22 protein-coding genes are annotated in these 23,927 nt (G+C 56.6%); 9 read left to right on the top strand and 13 right to left on the bottom strand.

Translation table 11 applies throughout. The features are described from left to right. The first annotated feature begins 65 nt into the window (after positions 1-65). Together GKC68_RS18100 and GKC68_RS18095 are read left to right on the top strand one after the other, a co-directional pair. Positions 66-992 (top strand): ABC transporter ATP-binding protein, encoded by a 927-nt coding sequence (locus GKC68_RS18100; protein ID WP_028724722.1) that lies wholly within the window; start codon positions 66-68, stop codon positions 990-992. Beyond that, positions 989-1,759: an ABC transporter permease gene (locus tag GKC68_RS18095; protein WP_028724723.1), complete on the top strand. Its 771-nt coding sequence runs from the start codon at positions 989-991 to the stop codon at positions 1,757-1,759. The genes GKC68_RS18100 and GKC68_RS18095 overlap by 4 nt, the downstream gene beginning before the upstream one ends. A gap of 55 nt (positions 1,760-1,814) precedes the next feature. Here GKC68_RS18095 and panD read toward each other — a convergent pair whose 3' ends face one another. The 9 genes from panD to thpR all read right to left on the bottom strand — a co-directional run bounded on the left by panD (position 1,815) and on the right by thpR (position 8,875). Further along, positions 1,815-2,195: an aspartate 1-decarboxylase gene (gene panD / locus GKC68_RS18090; protein WP_013024658.1), complete on the bottom strand. Its 381-nt coding sequence runs from the start codon at positions 2,193-2,195 to the stop codon at positions 1,815-1,817. Between the two features lie 44 nt (positions 2,196-2,239). Continuing rightward, entirely contained in the window at positions 2,240-3,094 is an 855-nt protein-coding gene (gene panC / locus GKC68_RS18085; RefSeq protein ID WP_013024659.1) for a pantoate--beta-alanine ligase, read from the bottom strand. Positions 3,095-3,109: 15 nt separating this feature from the next. Further along, the gene (gene panB / locus GKC68_RS18080; protein WP_264238690.1) at positions 3,110-3,904 is read right to left on the bottom strand and encodes a 3-methyl-2-oxobutanoate hydroxymethyltransferase; all 795 of its coding nucleotides are present in this window, start codon (positions 3,902-3,904) and stop codon (positions 3,110-3,112) included. A gap of 83 nt (positions 3,905-3,987) precedes the next feature. Then, positions 3,988-4,473, bottom strand: a complete 486-nt coding sequence (folK, locus tag GKC68_RS18075) for a 2-amino-4-hydroxy-6-hydroxymethyldihydropteridine diphosphokinase (protein WP_221611261.1) — start codon at positions 4,471-4,473, stop codon at positions 3,988-3,990. Continuing rightward, positions 4,470-5,888: a polynucleotide adenylyltransferase PcnB gene (gene pcnB, locus GKC68_RS18070; RefSeq protein ID WP_204367163.1), complete on the bottom strand. Its 1,419-nt coding sequence runs from the start codon at positions 5,886-5,888 to the stop codon at positions 4,470-4,472. Before pcnB ends, folK begins: the two co-directional genes overlap by 4 nt. A gap of 86 nt (positions 5,889-5,974) precedes the next feature. Next, positions 5,975-6,856 (bottom strand): tRNA glutamyl-Q(34) synthetase GluQRS, encoded by an 882-nt coding sequence (gluQRS, locus tag GKC68_RS18065; protein WP_028724728.1) that lies wholly within the window; start codon positions 6,854-6,856, stop codon positions 5,975-5,977. 70 nt (positions 6,857-6,926) lie between these two features. Further along, entirely contained in the window at positions 6,927-7,382 is a 456-nt protein-coding gene (gene dksA, locus GKC68_RS18060) for an RNA polymerase-binding protein DksA (protein ID WP_006117731.1), read from the bottom strand. A gap of 249 nt (positions 7,383-7,631) precedes the next feature. Next, positions 7,632-8,336: a DNA/RNA nuclease SfsA gene (sfsA, locus tag GKC68_RS18055; protein ID WP_342656385.1), complete on the bottom strand. Its 705-nt coding sequence runs from the start codon at positions 8,334-8,336 to the stop codon at positions 7,632-7,634. A gap of 11 nt (positions 8,337-8,347) precedes the next feature. Continuing rightward, the gene (gene thpR / locus GKC68_RS18050; RefSeq protein WP_028724730.1) at positions 8,348-8,875 is read right to left on the bottom strand and encodes an RNA 2',3'-cyclic phosphodiesterase; all 528 of its coding nucleotides are present in this window, start codon (positions 8,873-8,875) and stop codon (positions 8,348-8,350) included. 36 nt (positions 8,876-8,911) lie between these two features. Here thpR and hrpB point away from each other — a divergent pair, with 36 nt between their 5' ends. From hrpB to fhuB, 6 genes are all read left to right on the top strand, one after another. Next, positions 8,912-11,407 carry an ATP-dependent helicase HrpB gene (hrpB, locus tag GKC68_RS18045; protein WP_272844135.1) on the top strand — a complete coding sequence of 832 codons (2,496 nt, stop codon included), beginning with the start codon at positions 8,912-8,914 and terminating at the stop codon, positions 11,405-11,407. Between the two features lie 83 nt (positions 11,408-11,490). Beyond that, positions 11,491-14,022 (top strand): bifunctional glycosyl transferase/transpeptidase, encoded by a 2,532-nt coding sequence (mrcB, locus tag GKC68_RS18040; RefSeq protein WP_342656384.1) that lies wholly within the window; start codon positions 11,491-11,493, stop codon positions 14,020-14,022. A 197-nt stretch (positions 14,023-14,219) separates the two neighbouring features. After that, positions 14,220-16,427, top strand: coding sequence for a ferrichrome porin FhuA (gene fhuA / locus GKC68_RS18035; protein ID WP_342656383.1), 2,208 nt, complete (start codon positions 14,220-14,222; stop codon positions 16,425-16,427). 39 nt (positions 16,428-16,466) lie between these two features. Beyond that, complete coding sequence (gene fhuC, locus GKC68_RS18030) at positions 16,467-17,261, top strand: Fe3+-hydroxamate ABC transporter ATP-binding protein FhuC (protein ID WP_028724734.1); 795 nt, start codon at positions 16,467-16,469, stop codon at positions 17,259-17,261. A gap of 10 nt (positions 17,262-17,271) precedes the next feature. Further along, entirely contained in the window at positions 17,272-18,150 is an 879-nt protein-coding gene (fhuD, locus tag GKC68_RS18025) for a Fe(3+)-hydroxamate ABC transporter substrate-binding protein FhuD (protein WP_047714491.1), read from the top strand. Continuing rightward, on the top strand, positions 18,150-20,129 hold the full coding sequence (fhuB, locus tag GKC68_RS18020; protein ID WP_272844137.1) for a Fe(3+)-hydroxamate ABC transporter permease FhuB: 1,980 nt from the start codon (positions 18,150-18,152) through the stop codon (positions 20,127-20,129). The genes fhuD and fhuB overlap by 1 nt, the downstream gene beginning before the upstream one ends. 34 nt (positions 20,130-20,163) lie before the next feature. On the opposite strand, the gene hemL is transcribed toward fhuB, so the two are convergent. After that, the gene (gene hemL / locus GKC68_RS18015) at positions 20,164-21,444 is read right to left on the bottom strand and encodes a glutamate-1-semialdehyde 2,1-aminomutase (RefSeq protein WP_028724737.1); all 1,281 of its coding nucleotides are present in this window, start codon (positions 21,442-21,444) and stop codon (positions 20,164-20,166) included. A gap of 189 nt (positions 21,445-21,633) precedes the next feature. Here hemL and erpA point away from each other — a divergent pair, with 189 nt between their 5' ends. After that, a complete protein-coding gene (erpA, locus tag GKC68_RS18010) occupies positions 21,634-21,981 on the top strand; it encodes an iron-sulfur cluster insertion protein ErpA (protein WP_013024674.1) in 348 nt (115 codons plus the stop codon). A 30-nt stretch (positions 21,982-22,011) separates the two neighbouring features. Here erpA and GKC68_RS18005 read toward each other — a convergent pair whose 3' ends face one another. From GKC68_RS18005 to mtnN, 3 genes are all read right to left on the bottom strand, one after another. After that, positions 22,012-22,263 carry a hypothetical protein gene (locus tag GKC68_RS18005; protein WP_089528113.1) on the bottom strand — a complete coding sequence of 84 codons (252 nt, stop codon included), beginning with the start codon at positions 22,261-22,263 and terminating at the stop codon, positions 22,012-22,014. A gap of 141 nt (positions 22,264-22,404) precedes the next feature. Beyond that, on the bottom strand, positions 22,405-23,199 hold the full coding sequence (gene btuF / locus GKC68_RS18000) for a vitamin B12 ABC transporter substrate-binding protein BtuF (protein WP_089528112.1): 795 nt from the start codon (positions 23,197-23,199) through the stop codon (positions 22,405-22,407). Next, the gene (gene mtnN, locus GKC68_RS17995; RefSeq protein ID WP_013024677.1) at positions 23,192-23,890 is read right to left on the bottom strand and encodes a 5'-methylthioadenosine/S-adenosylhomocysteine nucleosidase; all 699 of its coding nucleotides are present in this window, start codon (positions 23,888-23,890) and stop codon (positions 23,192-23,194) included. Before mtnN ends, btuF begins: the two co-directional genes overlap by 8 nt. Positions 23,891-23,927 lie beyond the last annotated feature (37 nt).

Raw genomic sequence — 23,927 nt, 5'->3', positions numbered from 1 at the left:
TATAGGCGAAGGCTTCCTAAATTCAAACGGCATTACAATGCCATACAACAGGGTATGTATTCAGAATGACCTATGCACTGGAACTATCCCGGCTGACCAAGACCTATCCCGGCGGCGTACAGGCGCTCAAGGGCATCGATCTGAACGTCGAAGCCGGTGATTTTTATGCGCTTTTAGGGCCTAACGGCGCGGGTAAATCGACCACTATCGGCATTATCAGTTCGCTGGTGAATAAGTCTGAGGGCAGCGTCAGGGTTTTTGGCTACGATCTGGAAAAAGACGTAGTGAACGCCAAACGCCAGTTGGGCCTTGTCCCACAGGAGTTTAACTTTAACCCGTTTGAAACGGTCATGCAGATCGTAGTGAATCAGGCGGGTTACTATGGCGTTGAGCGCCGTGACGCCCTGCAACGTGCGGAAAAGCACCTCAAGCAGCTCGACCTGTGGGAAAAACGCAACGAGCGCGCGCGGATGTTGTCCGGTGGCATGAAACGTCGTTTAATGATCGCCCGCGCCCTGATGCATGCGCCCAAGCTGTTGATTCTGGATGAACCTACCGCCGGGGTCGATATTGAACTGCGCCGCTCAATGTGGGTGTTTTTGAAAGATCTGAACGCGCAGGGCACCACTATCATTCTGACCACTCACTATCTTGAAGAGGCAGAAATGCTGTGCCGCAACATCGGCATTATTCAAAATGGCGAGCTGGTGGAAAACACCTCCATGAAATCCCTGCTGTCAAAGCTGAAATCGGAAACTTTTATCCTGGATCTGGCCCCGCGCAGTCCGCTGCCGTCGCTGGAAGGTTTCCAGTATCGCCTGGTCGATACCTCTACGCTGGAGGTCGAAGTCCTACGTGAGCAGGGGCTGAACAGTGTATTTAGCCAGCTCAGCGCTCAGGGCGTGCAGGTACTGAGTATGCGCAACAAAGCGAATCGTCTGGAAGAGCTGTTCGTCGGCCTGACGCAAGGAAAAACAGGAGCTAAAGCATGACACATTTGTACTGGGTGGCGTTAAAGAGCATCTGGGCCAGGGAGGTGAACCGCTTCGCCCGTATCTGGATTCAGACGCTGGTGCCGCCCGTTATCACCATGACGCTGTATTTTATTATCTTCGGCAACCTTATCGGTGCGCGTATCGGCGATATGAATGGGTTTAGCTACATGCAGTTTATTGTGCCTGGCCTGATTATGATGTCGGTGATCACCAATGCCTATGCCAACGTGGCTTCCTCGTTTTTTAGTGCCAAGTTTCAGCGCAATATCGAAGAGCTGCTGGTGGCGCCGGTGCCGACGCATATTATTATTGCGGGCTATGTCGGTGGCGGTGTGGCACGTGGCATCTGTGTCGGTGTGCTGGTGACGGCGGTGTCGCTGTTTTTTGTCCCTTTCCATGTTCATTCATGGACGATGGTTGCCGTCACGCTGCTGCTCACTGCCGTGCTGTTTTCGCTGGCCGGCCTGATTAACGCGGTGTTTGCCCGTACCTTTGACGATATCAGCCTGATACCGACCTTTGTACTGACGCCATTAACTTACCTGGGCGGCGTGTTTTATTCGCTGACGCTGTTACCGCCCGTGTGGCAAGCCATTTCAAAGCTGAACCCGGTGGTGTACATGATAAGCGGCTTCCGCTTTGGTTTCCTCGGCATCCACGATGTTCCGCTGGCGCTGACCTTATCGGTACTGATTGCCTTTATCGTGGTGTTCTATATCGCGGTCTACTTCCTGATTCAGCGCGGGCGCGGATTGCGTACCTGATGCCATGACGGACAAAAAAAGCAGCGATATCGCTGCTTTTTTATGTGGGCCGGGCTTACGCCAACTGTACCGGCAAGGCTTTCGCCAGGCGCTTCATCTGATTATCCCCTTCAAAGTAGGCCACGTTGGGCTTCCACTGACGGGCTTCTGCATCTTCAACCTGCACATAGGAGCAGATAATCAGGATATCGCCTTCACAGGCACAGCGCGCCGCTGCGCCGTTGACCGAAATGATTTTTGAACCTCGTTCGGCGGCGATAGCATAGGTAGAGAAACGCTGACCGTTGGTCACGTTGTAAATATCGATGGCTTCGTATTGCAGGATGCCAGAAGCATCAAGGAAATCCTGATCGATGGCGCAGGAGCCTTCATAGTTGAGGTCTGCCTGCGTCACCTTCACGCGATGCAATTTGCCTTGTAAAACCGTGCGAATCATAGTCAGAAACCTTGTTATACAGCCAAAAATACGACCTGCAGCCTTTACTGCGTGAGGTCGACCTGTTGATTATCGATCAGCCGTGCGTTCCCCAGCCAGGCCGCCATTAAAACCACGGCACGCTGACTGTCCACCGTCAGAGGGGCTAATGTTTCTGCATCGCAGATTGCCAGGCCATCCGGACGCAATCCTTTTTCCTGCAGCGACAGATTCGCGGCATCAATAATATCGTCAATCTGCCGCTCGCCATTAGCCAGTCGGGCGGCCATTTCATTCATTACCTGACTCAAACCGGGGGCCAGCTTGCGTTCATCGTCAGTGAGATAGCCGTTGCGTGAGCTGAGCGCCAGGCCATCTTTGGCACGGACGGTGGGCACACCGACAATCTCGATGTCGAACCCCATATCCGCCACCATTTTACGAATGATGGCTAACTGCTGAAAATCTTTCTCGCCGAAGCAGGCAATATCGGGCTGAACCAGATTAAACAACTTGCTGACGATGGTCGCGACGCCGCGAAAATGGCCGGGACGGCTCGCGCCTTCCAGCAGCGATGACAACACCGGGACCTCTACGAACGTCTGATTGGCCAGCCCCTGGGGATAAACCTCGGCAGGTGAGGGCGCAAACACGACATCGACGCCGTGACGGTTGAGCTTCTCGCAATCCTCCTGGAGCGTACGCGGATAGCGAGCCAAATCGTCAGGACGATCAAACTGCATGGGGTTGACGAAAATGGACACGATAACGATATCACCCCGTTCACGCGCCTCGTCGACCAGCGTTAAATGCCCTTCGTGCAGGTTGCCCATTGTCGGCACCAGCGCGATACGTTTACCTTGCTCGCGCCAGCGACGAACGTCACGTCGCAACATAGGCAGAGTGTCGATGATCAGCACGGCAATTCTCCTGAATTACTGGAAACTGTGTTCAACAGCGGGATAGCTTCCTGCTTCAACTTCAGCAATATAGCGGCGGATGGCCGCCCGGATGTCGCCGGTCTCAGCCAGAAAGTTTTTCGCAAATTTGGGCACGTGCCCGCCGGTGATCCCCAGGGCGTCATGCATGACCAGTATCTGACCGTCGGTAACGTTACCTGCGCCGATACCAATCACCGGAATCGCCAGCGCCTGGGTCACGCGCTGCGCCAGCGCAACAGGGACACATTCCAGCACCAGCAGCTGAGCCCCCGCCGCTTCGATAGCCAGCGCATCAGCCAGGAGCTGCTCCGCGCCTGCTTCATCGCGCCCCTGTACTTTATAACCGCCAAAAATATTCACAGACTGCGGCGTTAATCCCAGATGGCCACATACCGGCACGGCGCGTTCCGTCAGCATGCGTACGCTGTCTGCCAGCCATGCGCCGCCTTCCAGCTTCACCATATTGGCCCCGGCTCGCATGAGCTGCGCTGCGTTACTGAAGGTTTGCTCTGGCGTGGCATAACTCATGAAGGGCAGGTCAGCCAGTAAGAGCGACTGAGGCGCACCCCGACGCACCGCTGCGGTATGGTAGGCGATATCGCTTACCGTTACAGGCAACGTCGAATCATGGCCCTGTACGGTCATTCCCAGCGAGTCACCTACCAGCAGCACCTGAATGCCCTCATCGGCAAACAGCCGGGCGAAACTAAACTCGTAGGCGGTCAGGGTCGCGAATTTTTTGCCGCTTTCTTTCCACTGACGCAAATGAGAAATGGTGGTGGGTTTCATGGCGCTCTCAACTCAGAAATTCAGATGGACGCATTTTACTGTATCGCGTTGCTGAGCGGAATCTGTGACGTGTGAATAGCTGATCAGCTGTGCCAGGGACGGATGCTGGAGCAGTCAAGTCTGGCCAGAAGCGGCTGAAGCGGGCGGCCATCAGGCAGGTGCAGATTGGGGGCAATCGCCAGCAGCGGTACCAGCATAAATGCACGATTAAGCAGGTCGTAATGCGGCACAATCAGCCGATCGCTGTTGAGGCTGGCTGTACCAAACAGCATGATATCAATATCCAGCGTGCGCGGGCCCCAGCGCTCGGCTTTGCGAACGCGGCCATGTTCCCGTTCAATTCGCTGGGTTTGATCCAGGAGCGCCTCGGCAGTAAGCGCGGTTTCAAGCGCGACCGCCGCATTGAGGTAGTCCGGCTGGTCGGGTGGGCCATAGGGCGGCGTGCGGTAAAAGGGGGAGGTAGCTACGCGTTGCGTCTCAGGCAGAGCGTCCAGGGCTGAGAGCGCTGCATCAATCTGATGCAGCGGATCGGCAAGGTTACTGCCTAATGCTAGATAAACCCGGGTCATGAGGCGTTGTTGTTATCACGACGCGGAGCCGTTGAACGGCGACGAGGGCGGCGCGAGCGGCTGCGGGGGGCCGGATCGTCTCCCAGGGTATTCAGCATCGTTTTCTGCTGTGGCGGCGCGGCAACCTGGAACTCTCCCCACCACTTACTCAGGCGCAGCAGTTCCGGATTGTTTTCTACCTCTGCTCGCAGCGAGAGCAGGTCGTAAGCAGCACGGAACTTAGGATGCTCCATCAGCTTCCAGGCCCGCTTACCGTGGCGACGAGACATACGTAACTGCAGCTGCCAGATGTCGCGAATCAACGATGTGATGCGCTTGGGAATGGCTAACGCACGGCAGGCTTCGTCCAGCGTATCGTTCATGGCCAGGGCAAAGGCATCGTAATAGGTCAGGCCACTTTCCTGCGCTATACGTTCTGCCGCTTCGAGCTGTGGATACCAGAACATCGCGGCGAACAGGAAGGCCGGATTAACCCGCATATCATTTTGAATACGGTTATCCGTGTTCTTCAGCACCTGGGCCAGCATGCGCTCCATGTGGCTGTCGCCGTTCTCGGTAAAGTTACGGGCCAGCGTGGGGAACAGCGGCTGAAATAACTGGTATTCACACAGCTTAAGCCAGGTACTGTAACCATAGCCGGCCTGCAGCAGTTTTAGCGACTCTTCAAACAGACGCGCAGCGGGCACGTCGCGAAGTAATGACGCCAGACGGGGAATCGGCTCGGCCGTTTCAGGCGCAATACGCATATTTAATTTGGCAGCGAAACGCGCAACGCGCAGCATGCGCACAGGATCTTCGCGATAACGGGTTTCCGGATCGCCAATCAAGCGAATAATCCCTTGCTGCAGATCGTTCAGACCACCGACATAATCCCGAACCGAAAAATCGGCCACGCTGTAATAGAGGCTGTTGATCGTCAGATCGCGACGCTGAGCATCATCTTCGATGCTGCCAAAGATATTGTCGCGCAGCAGCATACCGCTCTGGGCACGCTGAGAATTGTTATGATCGTCGCTGGTCTCTTCAATCTGATGATGACCGCGGAATGTCGCCACTTCGATCACTTCCGGCCCAAACATCACGTGCGCCAGACGGAAGCGACGGCCAACCAGACGGCAGTTGCGGAACAGTTTACGCATCTGCTCCGGCGTGGCGTTTGTGGTCACGTCGAAGTCTTTAGGCTTCTGTCCCAGCAGCAAATCGCGCACGCCGCCGCCAACAAGATAGGCTTCATAACCGGCTTTATTCAGACGATACAGCACCTTGAGGGCATTTTCGCTGATGTCTTTACGTGAGATGGTGTGGCTTTCACGAGGAATGATGGTCATATGACTCTCAGGTTCAACCTCTGCTGGTGCTTCCTCGTCATCACGCTTCAGGACTTTCCGGCAAAAATTAGCGACTCGGGTAAAAATGGGACACCTCGACAGTGACAATTAGGGTGTAGGTAAAATCAGCGGCTAATCATAGCCTGTTGTGAATCATTTGAGAATGCTGTTGTCTATGCATCCGTTATCAGGGCGTTATCGTGAGGTATCAAAGCGATATTCCACTGCTTCACGGCGTCAGACAGCAGTTTCTCCTGCGTTTTGTCCATCCAGCCTTCGGCGACAGGCTGCCCCAGAAAGCGTAAAGCCTGCACCAGGCTCGGCCGCGTATCCCCTTCCGGTAACGCGGGCGCATGATTTTGCTTAGAAAGTTTCTGCCCATCGGCCGTTGTTGCCAGCGGCAAATGCAAATAGTCCGGAAGCGTCCAGCCGAATTGCTGGTAAAGCGCAATCTGCCGTACCGTAGGCTCAATTAAGTCTGCACCGCGTACAATTTCCGTGATGCCCTGATGATGATCGTCCACGACGACAGCCAGATTGTAAGCAAACAGCCCATCACGACGATGAATGATAAAATCTTCCTCAGCCAGTCGCCGATCGGCAATAATCTCGCCTCTGAGCCGATCCTGAAAACCATAAACAGGCGCATGCTGGCGCAGGCGCAGGGCCGCACCTTCGGGGCCGCGCTGACGATCCCGACAGTGGCCATCATAAAAGCCACCGGCTTGCTGAATACGGCTTCGGGTACAGGTGCAGAAATAACTTTGACGGTGCGCTCTTAGCCAGTGCAGTGCGTCCCGGTAAGCGTCGTGTCTCTGGGATTGCCACATCACCTCGCCATCCCAGAACAGGCCGTAATGCTCCAGCTGTTGCAGAATACGCGTTGCGGCACCGGCGACTTCACGCGGCGGATCGATATCTTCAATACGAACCAGCCAGCGGCCGTGCTGTGAACGTGCGCTCAGGTAACTGCCTAACGCAGCAATCAGAGAGCCGAAATGGAGTTCGCCAGAGGGAGATGGCGCGAAGCGCCCAACGCAGGATGAGTATGACATAGGCGTTAGGGATCACACGGCGGAAAAAGTGGGACTTCTTCCGCCGTGTGGCTGCAGTCAGACGGCAACATTAACCCGCCATTTGCTTCTCACGAATTTCTGCCAGTGTCTTACAGTCGATACACAGATCGGCGGTAGGACGCGCTTCAAGACGGCGGATACCGATCTCTACGCCACAGGAATCGCAATAGCCAAAGTCATCATCTTCGACTTTCTTCAGCGTTTTCTCGATCTTTTTAATTAACTTACGCTCGCGGTCGCGGTTACGCAGTTCCAGGCTGAACTCTTCTTCCTGAGCGGCACGGTCAACCGGGTCAGGGAAGTTAGCAGCTTCATCCTGCATATGTGTAACGGTGCGATCGACTTCGTCCCGCAATTGATTGCGCCAGGCTTCCAGAATCTTGCGAAAATGGTCCAGTTGCGCGTCATTCATATACTCTTCGCCCGGCTTCTCCTGATAAGGCTCCACCCCAGCGATGGCGAGAATACTCAGGGACGATGTTTTACGGTTTTGCCCTTCTTGCATGTTGTTTCTCTCCTGGATAACACGCACTATACCCTTCGATAGCCATCGGTAAGCGCATTCACGCTGACCGTGTTTATGACCCTCTCCTGGGTACATCGATCCCCCAACGGGGAAAAAACAGGCCGCTATAAATAACAGAAGCAGTCAAGGTTGGCAATTATTCCTGATCGCATCTTGACAAGCCTGTGAGGAACAGCGTAGTTGACCCCTGACAGAAGGTAGTCATATCACAGAAGGATGCCAGTGATATTACAATGTTACGTCAACCGGCGTCGTCAATAACATCCCGACCGATGACAGTTCTGCCCGATAAGCCAAAATCTCCACGCCACTCAGCTGCGCCTGTACCAGTTGCTCTGCGTAAGCGGCATCAATGTGACGCGCCGGGGAAACGTCCTCAATCCCCGAGTGCAGAACGGCAAACAACAAAACGGCCCGATGACCCTCTGCCACAGCCTGACTCAGCTCGCGCAGGTGTTTCTGTCCTCGAATCGTCACCGCATCCGGAAAATAGCCTTTACCTTCCTGCAAAAGCGTCACGGATTTCACCTCAATATAGCACTCAGGTCGATCCTGTGCCTTGAGCAGGAAATCAATTCGGCTTTTTTCAGTGCCATATTTGACTTCGGCCTGACATTCCTTGTAGCCCGCCAGCGGTAAAATCTGGTTTTCGCTTAGCGCCTCACGTACCAGTTGGTTGGCGCGCAGGGTATTCACGCAGATCCAGTGGCCCTGCTGCGTCTCGGTCATCTCCCAGCTATGCGGATATTTGCGCGTCAGACTGTCAGAGGTTGAATACCAAACGGTGTCGCCCGGCGTTGCACAGCCGGTCATTGCGCCGGTATTGGCGCAATGTATTGTCAGCGTCTCGCCGTCAGGCGTCACGACATCGGCCAGAAAACGCTTGTAGCGGGTAACCAGTCGCGCAGATTTGAGAACGGGGGAAAAAAGCATAAGGCTCCTGATTAAGGCCGTAAGGGCCAACTGGCCAGCGTGCGGTAGCGGGTCCGGCCTTGCACGTACTCGGAGGCGAAAAGGGAAAATTCGCTGGCTGAAAATTGCCAGTGAAAGCCACGTGGCGGCAGGGCGACGGGCTGCGTCGCCGCACGCAGCAGCGTCACGTGGGGATGAAAGGGCTGGGCCGGTTGCCCGCAGCCGTGTCGCGCGGCCTGGGCGCGCAGCAGGCTTGCTAACTGTAACAAGCCGCGCGGCGGACGCTGGCAACCCAGCCACACTACGCCGGGACGAGGCCAGTGGCCCGCATCGTCTAATGCGACGTCAAACGCTGGCTGGCGGATTCGCGACGCCAGCGTCTGCAGCTGGATGGCGGTTTCAGGGGAGACATCCCCCAAAAAAGCCAGCGTCAGGTGGAGGTTGGCGGCTGCAATCGGGCGGCCAGCATCCTCATTAAACGTGTGTGCCCGCCAGTGAACCAGTTGCTGTTGCAGCGCCTCTGGCGGGGTAATAGCAAAAAATAAGCGTTGTGACGCCATGGCGGTCTCCGGCAATCCTCACGGATGAGTGCTACAATGCGCGCCATCTTAACACAGCCACTCGTGGAGTTTGCGGTGAGTGATTTACCCGTCAGCGCGGTGTTGCCTGACCTTCTGAGCGCGCTTAACGACGCCTCAAACATCCTGCTGGCCGCGCCCACTGGCGCAGGTAAATCCACCTGGTTGCCGCTTCAGCTTTTACAGCATCCGGCGATAGCGGGACGCATCATTATGCTGGAGCCGCGTCGGCTTGCCGCACGTAATGTGGCGCAACGGCTGGCAGAGCAGCTGGGTGAACAACCCGGCGCGACCGTAGGCTACCGTATGCGTGGCGAAAGCTGCGCAGGGCCGATGACCCGGCTTGAAGTGGTGACCGAAGGCATTCTGACCCGAATGCTGCAGCAGGATCCCATGCTGGACGGCGTATCATTGGTTATCCTGGATGAGTTTCATGAGCGCAGCCTCCAGGCCGATCTGGCACTTGCGCTGCTGCTGGACGTGCAGCAGGGGTTGCGTGAAGATTTGAAAATCCTGCTGATGTCGGCGACGCTCGATAACGCCAGGCTGTCAGCCTTGTTACCGAATGCCCCTCTCATTACCTCGGAAGGGCGTAGCTACCCGGTTGAACGGCGCTACACGGCGCTGAGCCAGACACTGCGGTTTGAAGAGGCAGTCGCGCGCGAAGTCGCGCAGTTACTGCGGGAGGAAACGGGCTCACTGCTGTTGTTTCTGCCTGGCGTTGCGGAAATCGAGCGGGTAAAGCGAGAGCTGGAAACGCGCGTTGACGCTGATGTGGATCTGACCCCGTTGTATGGCGCACTTCCCCTCGCGGCCCAGCAACGAGCCATCCTGCCTGCCGCCAGCGGACGCCGCAAAGTGGTGCTGGCGACCAACATCGCCGAAACCAGCCTGACAATTGAAGGCATTCGCCTGGTGGTGGACAGCGCGCAGGAACGAAGCGCGCTGTTTGATGCCCGCAGCGGTGTGACGCGGCTGCAGACCCAGCGCGTCAGTCAGGCCTCTATGACGCAGCGCGCCGGACGAGCCGGACGTGTCATGCCCGGTATTTGCCTGCATCTGGCAGCGCAGGAACAGGCCTCACGCGCGCCTGCACAGAGTGAAGCGGAAATTTTGCACAGCGATCTCACCTCGCTGTGGCTGGAGCTGCTGCAGTGGGGATGCACCCGTATCGATCAGCTACAGTGGATCGATCTGCCGCCGGAAAAGCATGTACGTGCGGCCCGGCAGCAGCTGTTGCGGCTGGGGGCGCTGGACGATCAGGGCCATCTTAATACCCAGGGACGACGAATGGCGCAGTTGGGCAGCGACGCCCGTCTTAGCGCGATGTTATGTGCGGCAGGCGGTGACGCTGATGCCGTTGCCAGCGCGGCCTTGCTGGTGGCCATTCTGGAAGATCCTCCTCGCAGCGCCAGCGTCGATTTACGTGACGCGCTTTATCGTCCATCGCCTCAGTGGCAACGCCGCGCACAGCACTGGCAAAAACGCATTGGCATCCTGGGTGGCCGGGTTGACGAAGACCGGTTTGCCGCGCTGCTGACCGCTGGATTCAGCGACCGCCTGGCACGACGTCGCGATAACAGCGGCCGGTATCAGCTCGCTAACGGACTGGGCGCGATGCTGGACGAACAACAGGCACTGACGCGTTACGAATGGTTAATCGCGCCCACATTATTACAGGGCAGCAGCGCGCCGGACGCGCGCATCCTGCTGGCCATGCCCGTCGATATTGATACCCTGACGCAACAGTGTCCGCTGCTCGTTGAACAGCGGACCGAGGTGGAATGGGATGAAGAGAAAGGCACATTGCGCACGTTGCGGCGTGAGCAGATTGGCGAGCTGGTCCTGAAAACTCAACCGCTTGCCCGGCCCGATGCAGAAGTACTGCAGGCGGCCATGCTACGGTGGGTCAGTAAAAAAGGACTCTCGGTGTTGGGCTGGACGCCGGCGTCCACGCAGTTGCGTCTGCGCATTCAGTGTGCGGCCCAATGGTTACCCGAGGAGCCATGGCCTCAGGTTGATGACGCCAGCCTGCTTGAGTCGCTCGAACACTGGCTTCTGCCTGAGATGAGCGGCGTGCGCGACCTGAAGAGTTTAGAGTCCGTGAATCTTGTGAGCGCGCTCTTACATTTGCTCACATGGTCACAACGTCAGCGGCTGGATACTGTGCTGCCAACTCATTACACTGTGCCCACCGGAAGTCGGCTGCCCATCCGCTATGATGCGGATAAACCGCCTGCACTGGCGGTACGCATTCAGGAAATGTTTGGCGAAGCCAGCAATCCGACCGTGGCAGAAGGGCGGGTTCCACTGGTGCTGGAGCTGTTATCGCCCGCCCAGCGCCCTTTACAGATTACCCGCGATCTTGCGGTCTTCTGGCGGGGAGCCTATGCGGACGTGCAAAAAGAGATGAAAGGGCGTTATCCCAAACATCCCTGGCCTGACGATCCTGCTTCCGCCTTGCCGACAAGGCGGACAAAAAAGCATACGTCACAGGGCGGAACCTCAGGTTAATTCAGAGGGTTCTGCCATGCGACAGTGAAGAAAGCAGTTAGAGTAGCGGCGCAGCCGTAAGCTATGCCTGGAGAATAAAACGCATGTCTGGGAACGATCGCGAACCTATTGGGCGCAAAGGAAAACCGCTGCCACCGCGCAGCAGCGCCCGCCGTGGGCGGCGCAGAGACATCGATGATGATGCTCAGGACGATTTTGATGATGACTACGAGGAGGAAGCGCCGGTGCCACGTAAAGGTAAAGGTGGAAAACCGCCGCGCGGCAAACGCCGTTGGCTGGGATGGTTAATTAAGCTGTTCCTGGTATTTGTGGTGGTAATGGCCGCGTGGGGCGTATACCTCGACTCGGAAATTCGCAGCCGCATAGACGGTAAGGTCTGGCAGCTGCCTGCCGCCGTATATGGTCGTATGGTCAGCCTTGAACCTGGCATGGCCTACAACAAAAGTGAAATGATCGCGCTGCTTGAAGGCACGCAATACCGTGAAGTTTCACGTATTACGCGCCCGGGTGAGTTCTCGGTCAAGGGCAACACCATTGAACTGTTGCGCCGTCCGTTTGATTTTCCGGACAGCAAAGAGGGGCAGATCCATGCCCGTATGACCTTTAGCAAAGATGAACTCAGCGAGATTAAAAACGTTGAAACCGGACGTGATTTTGGTTTCTTCCGTCTTGATCCACGTCTGATTACCATGCTGCAGTCACCCAACGGTGAACAACGCCTGTTTGTGCCCCGTGCGGGTTTCCCGGATCTGCTGGTTGATACGTTGATCGCCACCGAAGATCGCCATTTTTACGAGCATGACGGTATCAGCCCGTATTCTATCGGTCGTGCCTTCGTCGCGAATATTACGGCAGGTAAAGCGGTGCAGGGCGGCAGTACGCTGACTCAGCAGCTGGTAAAAAACCTGTTCCTGACCAACGAACGTTCACTGTGGCGTAAAGCGCGTGAAGCCTACATGGCCGTGATCATGGACGCCCGTTACAGTAAAGATCGCATTCTGGAGCTTTACCTCAACGAGGTGTACCTCGGCCAGGCAGGTAACGATCAGATTCGTGGTTTCCCCCTGGCCAGCCTTTACTACTTTGGCCGACCGGTAGATGAACTGAGCCTCGATCAGCAGGCAATGCTGGTGGGCATGGTAAAAGGCGCTTCGCTCTATAATCCATGGCGTAACCCGAAGCTGGCGCTGGAACGACGCAATCTGGTTCTGCGCTTACTGCAGCAGCAGAAAGTCATCGACCAGGAACTGTATGACATGCTGTCAGCCCGTCCGTTGGGCGTGCAGCCGAAAGGCGGTGTCATTACGCCACAGCCTGCCTTTATGCAGATGGTGCGTAACGAGCTTCAGGCAAAACTGGGTGACAAGGTAAAAGATCTGTCGGGCGTGAAAATTTTCACTACCCTGGATCCGGTTTCTCAGGATGCGGCTGAAAAAGCGGTTGTAGACGGTATTCCCACCCTGAAAAAGCAGCGTGGCCTGAAAGATCTGGAAACCGCGATGGTGGTTGTTGACCGCTTTACGGGTGAAGTTCGTGCGATGGTCGGCGGAGCCGATCCGCAGTTTGCAGGCTATAACCGTGCGTTACAGGCTCGTCGTTCTATTGGTTCTCTGGCGAAACCCGCGACGTATCTTACCGCACTGAGCCAGCCGAATACGTACCGGCTGAATACCTGGATCGCCGACGAACCTATTGCGCTGAAACAGCCCAACGGCAGCATCTGGAAACCCATGAATGACGACCGCCGCTTCAGTGGCAAAGTCATGCTGGTGGACGCGTTAACCAACTCTATGAACGTGCCAACGGTGAACCTGGGCATGACGCTGGGGCTCAATGCCGTGGTGGATACCTGGACCAAACTGGGCGTGCCAAAAGATCAGCTCAACCCGGTTCCGGCTATGCTGCTGGGCGCACTCAACCTGACGCCGGTTGAAGTTGCCCAGGCGTTCCAGTCAATTGCCAGCGGCGGTAACCATGCCGAACTGTCCGCCGTGCGTTCTGTTATCGCGGAGGACGGAACCGTGCTGTACCAGAGCTTCCCACAGGCTCAGCGGGTTGAACCAGCCCAGGCGGCCTATTTAACGCTGTACACCATGCAGCAGGTCGTTGATCGCGGTACTGCACGGGCGCTGGGGGCACGCTTCCCGAATGCGCATCTGGCAGGTAAAACAGGCACCACAAACGACCTGATCGACAGCTGGTTTGCGGGCATCGACGGAAAAGAAGTGGCGATAACCTGGGTAGGGCGTGATAACAACCAGCCCACCAAACTGTACGGTGCCAGCGGCGCCATGCAGATCTATCGTCGCTACCTTGATAATCAGGCACCTATGCCGTTGCAGCTGACGCCGCCTGAAGATGTCACGATGATGAATATCGATTCGGCAGGCAACTTTGTTTGTGGCTCGGGCAGCAGTACTTGGCGTTCGCTACCGGTTTGGGCGCTGGATCCCAACGCGCTGTGTCAGCAACAGCAGCAGCAGGTTCAGCAGCAGCAAATGCAACAACAGCAACAACAGCAACAACAGCAACAACAATTGCAACAGCAGCAACAACAGGAACAGAAAGACAGTGATGGCGTTGCGGGCTGGATAAAAGATATGTTTGGTAAATAACCGGCTAAAAGCGGTTAAAAAAAGGCACTCCGGTGCCTTTTTTTGTGCCTGCTGATGATGAGGGAATCGAGCGACAAACAGCGCCACTGAAGGGAATTCCGCTTGCAGAAAATGTTGTATCTCGCATATTATCGAAACGTTATAATAATCATTATCGTTTAGATTCGCTTGTTCATCCCCATTTGAGAGACACCTTCATGACTGCGCGCACCACCACTTTTGGTTTCCCACAAAGGTTATTTACCCGTCGCCCTCTGGCACTGATGATCGCGCTGCTTTCCGGCGGTGCAAGTTCGCTGGCCTTCGCCGAACAAACGGTGGTGGTTTCGGCCAACGGAGGTGCCGCTGTCGGGCAGAAAAACCCGTGGGGACCGGCGGCCACCGTTGCTGCGAAACGCAGCGCTACCGGAACCAAAACGGATACGCCGATTGAAAAGAACCCGCAGTCGGTTTCCGTGGTCACGCGTGAAGAGATGGAGATGCGCAACGTCAGCAGCGTCAAGCAGGCGTTTAACTATACGCCTGGCGTACTGACCGGCAATCGGGGCAGCTCCTCGGTCATTGACGCGCTGTCGATTCGCGGCTTTAGCGAAACCAACACCAATCAGTATCTTGATGGGCTGAAGCTGCAGGGTGACAACTACTCTGAATTCGCTATCGATCCCTATTTTCTGGAGCGGGCTGAACTGCTGCGCGGTCCGGTTTCTGTGCTCTATGGCAAAAGCAATCCCGGCGGTGTCGTCGCTTTAGTCAGCAAGCGTCCCACTCAGGAAACGCTGCGCGAAGTCCAGTTCCAGATGGGCAACCATAATCTTTATTCCACCGGCTTCGACTTCGGCGGCGCGATCGACGATGCCGGCGTATACAGCTATCGTCTGACAGGCCTGGCCAGCAGCCAGGATGCCCAGCAGGCGAACAATAAACAGAAGCGTTACACTATTGCCCCTTCATTCAGCTGGCGTCCGGATGAAAATACCCGTTTAGATCTGCTGACCTATTTCCAGAACGAACCGGATACCGGCTACTACGGCTGGCTGCCGCGTGAAGGGACCGTGGTGCCGATCACCCGGCCTGATGGCAGCCAGTACAAACTGCCGACCAACTTTGATGAGGGCGAGAAGAGCAACCGCATCTCACGCAATACCAAAATGCTGGGCTATAGCTTCGAGCACCGTTTTGATGATACCTGGACGGTGCGTCAGAATCTGCGCTATGCCGAGTTAACCACGGATTACCGCAGTATTTACGGCTTTGGTTATAACCCGGACACGCAGCTGATTACGCGCAATTCAGCACTGTCTAAAGAGAAGCTGAACCAGTTTGCTGTAGACAATCAGGTACAGGCTAAATTTGCCACCGGTGAACTCGCGCATACCCTATTGCTTGGTGTCGATTTCCAGCATACCCGTAATGATATTGACGCACAGTTTGGTACGGCAACAGCGTTAAATCCGTTTAACCCACAATATGGTAACGACACGACTTTCCCCTATTCTGAGCCCTACAAACACTTAAATAAACAGCGCCAGACAGGCTTGTATGCACAGGATCAGATGGAGTGGGATCGTTGGGTTCTGACGTTAGGTGGCCGATATGACTACGCCATGACATCAGTATACAACCGCTATAACGGTAATCTCGATCGTCAGAACGATCAGGCCTTTACCTGGCGCGGCGGTCTGAACTACGTATTCGATAACGGTATCGCACCTTACTTCAGCTACAGCGAAGCCTTCCTTCCCAATGCGGGCTCGACGTATGAGGGGAACGCGTTCGATCCTTCGCGGGCTAAGCAGTATGAAGCCGGTGTGAAATATGTACCGAAAGATCGGCCGATCGTCATGACAGCTGCGGTATACGAACTGACCAAAACCAAAAATCTGACGGCAGATCCCAACCCATTGCATCAGTTTGCCAGCATTCAGAGCGGCGAAATCCGTTCTCGCGGTGTGGAACTGGAAGCCAAAGCGGCGCTGAACGCGAACGTGAACCTGACGGCTTCTTATACCTATACCGATGCCGAGTATACGGAAGATACGCAGCTTCAGGGCAGAACGCCGGTACAGGTGCCTAAACACATGGCCTCGCTGTGGAGCGACTATACCTTCCACGAAACCGCGCTGTCAGGTGTCACGGTTGGTGCCGGAGTACGTTACGTGGGCGAAAGTCAGGGGCTGTACAGCGCAGGCAACGAGGCTAATCAGAACTTTAGCGTGGCAGGCTACACCACCGTCGATGCCGCACTGAAATATGATTTAGGCCGTTTTGGTTTGCCTGGCTCAACGGTAGGCGTTAACGTTAACAACCTGTTTAACCGCGACTACGTTGCCAGTTGTTATCGTGAGTATGCGTGCTACTGGGGCGCAGAACGGCAGATTACAGGGACCGCCACGTTCCGGTTCTGATAGATGAGGGCGCTCCGGCGCCCGTTTACAGGGATTACCATGCAGCTTCCGCAGCATCAACAAACGACCTTCCAACTGGAGAATGCCAGCTTTCGTGTACCCGGTCGCACGCTTCTCCAGCCGCTGTCTCTCTCTTTTACACCAGGCAAAGTGACCGCACTGATAGGTCATAACGGTTCAGGCAAATCCACGCTGTTAAAAATACTGGGGCGGCATCACGCGGCCAGCGAAGGCCGTGTGCTCCTTAACGGCCGGCCTGTAGAGAGCTTAAAAAGCAAAGTGTTTGCCCGGGAGGTCGCCTATTTACCGCAGCAGTTACCGGCTGCCGAAGGCATGACGGTGCGTGAGCTGGTGGCCATTGGGCGCTATCCCTGGCATGGGGCGCTGGGACGTTTCAGTCAGGAGGACCGGGCCCGCGTTGAGCAGGCGATTTCGCTCGTCGGATTAACGCCTTTTGCCTCTCGTCTGGTAGACAGCTTATCAGGTGGGGAACGGCAACGGGCCTGGCTGGCAATGATGGTAGCGCAAAACAGCCGCTGTCTGCTGCTGGATGAACCCACTTCCGCACTGGACATTGCCCACCAGGTGGACGTGCTGGCCCTGATTCAGACGCTAAGCCGGGAGCATGGCTTAACCGTTATTACCGTATTGCATGACATCAACATGGCGGCCCGTTACTGCGACCATCTGGTGGCATTACGTGGCGGCGGGCTTATCGCGCAAGGCGGCCCGGAGCACATCATGCAGGCGGACGTTTTGCAGGACATCTATGGTATTCCAATGGGGATCTTTCCCCATCCTGGCGGCGGCGCGCCGGTGAGCTTTGTGTGTTAAGGACAGGATAATGCCCGATTTATTCCGCCGTCGCCTGATGATGGCGATGGCGTTATCGCCACTGATGAGCCCCTTTTCACTCCAGGCGGCGCAGCCCGATCCCGCTCGCATCATCGCGCTGGAGTGGTTACCCACCGAGCTGCTGCTGGCGTTAGGCGTTGAGCCCTTTGGGGTCGCCGATGTGCATAATTATAATATCTGGGTCGGGCAGCCAGCCTTGCCTGTCGGCGTGGTGGATGTTGGGCTGCGCACCGAGCCCAACCTTGAACTGATGACCCAGATGCATCCCTCCCTTATTCTCTGTTCAAACGGCTATGGGCCGCCTAAAGAAAAGCTTCAGCGTATTGCGCCCATTATGGGGTTTGACCTGCACGGCGGCGACGGTAAACCGCTCTCCCGAGCGCGTATCTCTCTGCGCGCGCTCGGGGCCAGGCTGGGGCGGGAGGCTCAGGCGTCAGCACATCTGCAACGCATGGATGAGGAAATCGCCGCGGCTCGCCAGCGTCTGGCACCCCATGCCGGACGCGCTATCTTGCTGATGTCACTGCTTGACAGCCGTCATGCCATTACCTTCGGTAAGAACAGTTTATTCCTTGAGGTCATGGAACTGCTTGGCCTGAAGAATGCCTGGCAGGGCGAAACCAATTTCTGGGGAAGTTCAGTGATTGGCCTGGAAAGGCTGGCGGCGTTTCATGACGTCGAAGCCATCTGCTTCGATCATGATAATGCGGCGGTGATGCAGCAGCTCTCGCGCAGCCCGCTGTGGCAGGCAATGCCTTTTGTCCATAGCGGTCATTTTCAACGCGTACCGGCGGTCTGGTACTACGGGGCAACATTGTCGGCCCTGCATTTTATACGCGTGCTAGAACATGCGCTGGAGAAGGTCTGATGCGGCATCGTTATTTTCCTGTCACCGTGCTGAGCGTCCTGTTTCTGCTCGCGCTGGCACTCACCGCGACAAACCTTCAGCAGGCCCTGCCTCCGGGGCAGTGGACTCAGGCCTTATGGTCACCGGATACCGCTCATGTCCAGCAGATGGTGTTTCACTACAGTTTGCTGCCGCGCTGGGCGCTGGCGCTGTTGGTGGGCGCCGGTCTGGGATTAGCGGGCTTACTGTTTCAACAGGTACTGCGAAACCCGCTGGCGGAACCGGGAACGCTAGGGGTGTCATCCGGCGCACAGTTGGGGATTACCGTCGCCACATTGTGGCACCTGCCGGGCGGATCACTCACTCAGCAGCTTGCCGCCTCAGGTGGTGCGTTGCTGGTAGGGGCGCTGGTCTTTAGCGTGGCCTGGAGCAAACGCTTATCGCCCGTTACCCTGATTCTGGCAGGGCTGGTCCTGAGTCTCTACAGCGGGGCGGTTAATCAGATCTTCGCCATCTTCAATCACGACCAGTTGCAAAATATGTTTTTGTGGAGCACGGGCGCACTGAACCAGATGAGCTGGGACAGCGTTACCCAGCTCTGGCCGCGCCTGGTGCTGGCGCTGGTACTGTCACTGGCGCTGCTGAGGCCGCTGACGCTCATGGGGCTGGACGATGGCGTGGCAAAAAACCTCGGGCTGTCCCTGTCCGTCACCCGGTTAGCGATTCTGGCGCTGGCAATACTGCTGAGCGCACAGCTGGTGAGCGTCGCCGGCATCATTGGGTTTATCGGCCTGTTTGCGCCGCTGCTGGCAAGGCTGCTCGGTGGACGCCGCTTGCTGAGCCGCATGCTGCTGGCCCCGCTGATTGGCGCATTGCTGCTGTGGCTGGCGGATGCCTGCGTCCTGTGGCTTACAACGCACTGGCGCGAGGTTTCCACCGGCACGGTGACGGCGTTGCTGGGCGTGCCGATTTTGCTCTGGCTGCTCCCGCGCCTGCGGACGGGGTCCGTTCCCCCCGCACTGGATCAGGGCGACAACGTGCCGGTTGAACGTCATCATGTTCTGCGCTGGAGCCTGACTGGTTTGGTGGTGTTAGGCATGCTGGCCTGGCTCTGTCTGGCGTTTGGACGGGACGCGCAAGGCTGGATCTGGACCCAGGGTGACATGCTCCATGCGCTGCTTCCGTGGCGCGCACCGCGTGTGCTGGCGGCTCTGGCGGTAGGCTTAATGCTGGGCGTAGCCGGTAGCCTGATTCAGCGACTGACCGGTAACCCGATGGCCAGTCCGGAAGTTTTGGGCATCAGTTCCGGCGCGGCCTGCGGTGTGGTCATAATGTTATTCCTGGTACCCGGTAATGCGCTGGCGTTCCTGCTGCCTGCTGGTGCGCTGGGTGCAGCGGTAACCCTGGCGATCATTATGCTGGTTGCCAGCCGTGGCGGGTTTTCACCCGAACGCATGCTGTTGGCCGGGATGGCGTTAAACAGCGCTTTTGTCACCATCCTGATGTTGTTGATGGCCAGTGGCGATCCCCGGATGTCGGGTTTACTGACTTGGGTCTCCGGATCGACCTATAACGTCAGCGCCACGCAGGCGCTGCAAAGTGCAGGCTGTGCAGTCGTGCTGGTGTCGTTAGCGCCGCTGGCCAGCCGCTGGCTCACGCTGCTGCCTTTGGGAAGCGCCACGGCGCGCTCGGCCGGCATGGCGCTCACCGCCTCGCGGCTGGCGCTGCTGCTGCTGGCCGCGGCCTTAACGGCCAGTGCCACGCTGACGATTGGGCCATTGAGCTTCGTGGGGCTGATGGCACCACACATGGCGCGCATGCTGGGGTTCCGTCGCGCGTTGCCGCAGCTGTTGCTGTCGGGTGTGCTTGGCGCAGGTTTAATGGTGATAGCTGACTGGTGTGGGCGAATGGTGGCGTTCCCAAACCAAATTCCGGCGGGATTGATGGCCACATTTTTAGGGGCACCCTATTTTATTTGGTTATTGCGGCGCGCTCGTTAAAAAAAAAGACCGGCGTTTGCCGGTCTGCATTTTTTTACAGCTTAGCGAAGCAGCGACGGGCGGCATCGACAGTGTGCTGAATATCCTCTGCGCTGTGCGCCAGCGACATAAAGCCAGCTTCAAAGGCGGACGGCGCAAAATAAACGCCTTCTTCAAGCATCAGGTGGAAAAAGCGCTTGAAGCGTTCAACATCGCACTGCGTCACATCTTTATAGCAGGTGACGCTGTCGGCATCGGTAAAGAACAGGCCAAACATGCCGCCAACCTGATTCACCACCACCGGAATATTTTCCTGTTTTGCCGCGTCGACCAGTCCTTGCGCTAACTGTGCGGTCAGACGATTGAGTTTGTCATGCATGCCCGGCTGGGCAATCTGGGTTAAGCAGGCATAGCCGGCAGCCATAGCGACAGGGTTACCGGACAGCGTACCCGCCTGATAAACCGGTCCGGTGGGTGCCAGGGCATCCATGACTTCGCGACGGCCGCCAAAAGCACCCACCGGCATACCGCCACCGATGATTTTGCCGAGGCAGGTGAGATCCGGTTTGACGTTGTAATACTCTTGCGCACCGCCCAGGGCAACGCGGAAACCCGTCATCACTTCATCAATAATCAGCAGTGCGCCAAACTCATCACAGAGCGCGCGCAGGCCGGGTAAGAATTCGGGTTGGGGCGGAATACAGTTCATGTTTCCGGCCACGGGCTCGACAATAATGGCGGCGATAGCCTGCGGATACTGTTCAAACGCAGCGCGCACCGAATCCAGATCGTTATAGGTGCAGGTGAGCGTATGCCTGGCAAAATCGGCGGGCACGCCCGGTGAGTTAGGCTGCCCCAGCGTCAGTGCGCCGGAACCGGCTTTCACCAGCAGATGGTCGGCATGACCGTGGTAGCATCCTTCAAACTTGATGATTTTGTCGCGACCGGTAAAACCGCGCGCCAGACGAATCGCGCTCATGGTGGCTTCGGTGCCGGAGTTTACCATGCGCACCATTTCCATGCTGGGAACCAGTTTACACACCAGCTGCGCCATGGTGACTTCCATTTCGGTTGGTGCCCCGAAGCTCAGGCCGCGCTGGGCAGCCTCAATCACGGCCTGACGAATGCCATCATTGTTATGTCCCAGCACCATCGGGCCCCATGACCCAACATAGTCGATGTACTTTTTACCGTCGGCGTCATAGAGACAGGCACCGTCAGCATGCTCAATGAACAGCGGAACGCCACCCACACCGGTAAACGCCCGCACCGGCGAGTTCACACCGCCGGGGATCAGGCGTTGTGCTTCGGCGAACAGTTCTTCAGACTTACTCATTTTCGGCTCCAGCAGTTCATAAAATATCGGGCTATTCTACGGAAGAGGGGCTGCGGACGAAAGGCCGCTATAATCATCAAAGTGAATCCGGCACAGAGTGCGAAGCTGAAAGCTTGATTGCGCCGGGTCGCTGGCAGATAATAGCAATATTGAGGTCGTTTTCTGACCCGGACGTTTACGGAGTAACTCATGAGTGATGAAGTAGTAGCACTGCCGTTGCAGTTTACCGACGCAGCAGCCAAAAAAGTTAAGAATCTGATTGCTGACGAAGAGAACCCGGCACTGAAGCTGCGTGTGTATATCACTGGTGGTGGTTGTAGCGGCTTTCAGTATGGTTTTACATTCGACGATCAAATGAACGACGGCGACATGACCATTGAAAAGCAGGGCGTCTCGCTGGTGGTTGATCCTATGAGCCTGCAGTATCTGGTGGGCGGTTCTGTGGATTACACGGAAGGGCTGGAAGGATCGCGCTTTATCGTCACCAACCCTAACGCCAAAACCACCTGCGGCTGCGGGTCGTCATTCAGTATCTGATCATCGGGCCGCCTCATCGGGCGGCCTCGCCTACCATTCAACCGTCACCAGACGATGGTTCGTCCCGCTGCTTCCCTGTCGCTTTAGCACCGTTTGTGTCACGCGTGGCTGTGCGTTTATCTGACGACCGCACTCAACCTGCGGCACAGACTGTCCTGCTGAACGGTTAACTTCACAACGTGAATAGATGACGAGTCTGACGTTAACAGAGCCGGTCGTCGATCCCGCGTAGGCCTGCTGCGCGATCAGAAGCCCTATGACAAGAAGCAGTGCCTTAGTCATATTTAGATTCCTGGTGTGGTTGAATGCGCTAAGCGCTAAAACGGACACAGGGCATACGTGGCACGTGTCTCACAGTTAAAATTAACGGCAGTCAGGGTGATTTCTTTAGTTGATGGTGTAACGCATACAGAACCGACAGCATTATTTAACCGGATGCAGGCCTTTACACAGCTGGTCGGCGGCTAGCAGGATGCGCGGCCCCGGACGGCTGAGCCAGTCCTCGTTAATGGCAATCACGCTGACGTTAAGCTGCGGTCGCCAGAACTGCGCCGTGTGGCTCGCCTGCTGTGCATCGCCTGTGGTGACGATGACCTGCGGATGGCGCATCAGCACCTGTTCCCGGCTCACCTGGGGCCAGCTCACCGCACTGTCGGCAAAGATATTCTGCCCGCCACACAGCCTGATGATATCGTTTTGCAGCGTCGCCTTAGCCGCAGTAAAAATGGGCGAAAACCCAAACTGCAGAAAGACGCGAACGGGATGTGGTGTGTGGTAGCGCTCCCGCAAAGCCGCTTCCTGCTGGCGCAGCTCCCCGGCGGCTTGTGCGGCACGTTTTGGCGCTGGACTCCATTTTGCTAATCCTGCCAGCGCATCAATCATGCCATCCAGCGTTGCATCATTGACCCATTCAACCTTAATCCCCAACTGCTGCAGCTGGTCTACCTGACGCTGCGGATTGCCGCCGCGCCACGCCAACACCACGTCGGGTTTAAGCTGCAAAATACGTTCAAGATTGATGCCCTGCCAGTTAGCGACCTGTTCAATGTTTTTTGCTTCAGGCGGATAGCTGGACCAGGCGCTGACCGCAATGGGGGTGATACCTGCGGCAAAGGCGAGCTCAGTCAGATGGGGAGCAAGGGTGATGACGCGGGGTGGGGCAGCATACAGGCTGCTGCTCAACAGCAGCAGCCAGCATAACAACAGACGTTTAGCCACGTGCCAGACGGGCCAGCAAATTTTCAACCATCAGTGAAGACTGGCTGGCCGCGACGCTCAGAAACTCGTCAAAACTCAGGTGTGATTCCTTATCGGCCACGTCGGAAATCGCTCTGACAACCACAAAAGGCACCTGGAACTGATGACAGACATGGCCGATGGCCGTCGCTTCCATTTCAACCGCAATAGCCTGTGGGAAGGTCGCACGGATGCGCGCCAGGGGCTCAGCCCCGTTGATAAACGCATCGCCGCTCACCACCAGGCCGCGAACCGCGTTCAGGTTGAGCTGCTTAATGCAGGCTTCCGCCTCGGCAATCAGGGTGCTGTCAGCCGTAAAGGCAGCGGGACAACCTGCCATCTGGCCCGGCTCATAGCCAAACGCGGTGACATCGGCGTCGTGATAGCGCACTTCTTCCGACACCACGATGTCACCTACGGCTAACGTCGGGGCTAAACCGCCTGCGGAACCGGTATTAATCACGAGATCGGGTTTACACAACTGCAGCAACAGCGTAGTGCCAAGGGCTGCCGAGGTTTTACCAATGCCTGATTTCAGCAAGGCAACGTCAACACCATTGAGTGTGCCAGTGTAAATTTCACAGCCCGCCAGAGACAGAGTCTGACGATTTTCAATTTTGTCACGCAGCAGGGTCACTTCCTGCTCCATTGCGCCAATGATGCCTGCTTTCATTTTGCGTCTCGCTAATGTAATGAATGTAAAAATCGGG

Origin of the sequence: Pantoea sp. RSPAM1 (assembly GCF_038816185.1) — a bacterium.
Taxonomy (GTDB): Bacteria; Pseudomonadota; Gammaproteobacteria; order Enterobacterales; family Enterobacteriaceae; genus Pantoea; species Pantoea ananatis.
The sequence above is the reverse complement of the archived record's forward strand: the minus strand, read 5'-3'. Positions and strand labels throughout refer to the sequence as shown.

Bases quoted from the DNA above. Each gene is read 5' to 3' on its own strand.
- panB (WP_264238690.1), bottom strand. From the start codon at position 3,904: ATGAAACCCACCACCATTTCTCATTTGCGTCAGTGGAAAGAAAGCGGC.
- fhuD (WP_047714491.1), top strand. From the start codon at position 17,272: ATGCCCGATTTATTCCGCCGTCGCCTGATGATGGCGATGGCGTTATCG.
- panD (WP_013024658.1), bottom strand. From the start codon at position 2,195: ATGATTCGCACGGTTTTACAAGGCAAATTGCATCGCGTGAAGGTGACG.
- mrcB (WP_342656384.1), top strand. From the start codon at position 11,491: ATGTCTGGGAACGATCGCGAACCTATTGGGCGCAAAGGAAAACCGCTG.
- folK (WP_221611261.1), bottom strand. From the start codon at position 4,473: ATGACCCGGGTTTATCTAGCATTAGGCAGTAACCTTGCCGATCCGCTG.
- thpR (WP_028724730.1), bottom strand. From the start codon at position 8,875: ATGGCGTCACAACGCTTATTTTTTGCTATTACCCCGCCAGAGGCGCTG.
- dksA (WP_006117731.1), bottom strand. From the start codon at position 7,382: ATGCAAGAAGGGCAAAACCGTAAAACATCGTCCCTGAGTATTCTCGCC.
- GKC68_RS18005 (WP_089528113.1), bottom strand. From the start codon at position 22,263: ATGACTAAGGCACTGCTTCTTGTCATAGGGCTTCTGATCGCGCAGCAG.
- fhuB (WP_272844137.1), top strand. From the start codon at position 18,150: ATGCGGCATCGTTATTTTCCTGTCACCGTGCTGAGCGTCCTGTTTCTG.
- mtnN (WP_013024677.1), bottom strand. From the start codon at position 23,890: ATGAAAGCAGGCATCATTGGCGCAATGGAGCAGGAAGTGACCCTGCTG.
- GKC68_RS18095 (WP_028724723.1), top strand. From the start codon at position 989: ATGACACATTTGTACTGGGTGGCGTTAAAGAGCATCTGGGCCAGGGAG.
- fhuC (WP_028724734.1), top strand. From the start codon at position 16,467: ATGCAGCTTCCGCAGCATCAACAAACGACCTTCCAACTGGAGAATGCC.
- hrpB (WP_272844135.1), top strand. From the start codon at position 8,912: ATGCGCGCCATCTTAACACAGCCACTCGTGGAGTTTGCGGTGAGTGAT.
- GKC68_RS18100 (WP_028724722.1), top strand. From the start codon at position 66: ATGACCTATGCACTGGAACTATCCCGGCTGACCAAGACCTATCCCGGC.
- sfsA (WP_342656385.1), bottom strand. From the start codon at position 8,336: ATGCTTTTTTCCCCCGTTCTCAAATCTGCGCGACTGGTTACCCGCTAC.
- erpA (WP_013024674.1), top strand. From the start codon at position 21,634: ATGAGTGATGAAGTAGTAGCACTGCCGTTGCAGTTTACCGACGCAGCA.
- hemL (WP_028724737.1), bottom strand. From the start codon at position 21,444: ATGAGTAAGTCTGAAGAACTGTTCGCCGAAGCACAACGCCTGATCCCC.
- fhuA (WP_342656383.1), top strand. From the start codon at position 14,220: ATGACTGCGCGCACCACCACTTTTGGTTTCCCACAAAGGTTATTTACC.
- gluQRS (WP_028724728.1), bottom strand. From the start codon at position 6,856: ATGTCATACTCATCCTGCGTTGGGCGCTTCGCGCCATCTCCCTCTGGC.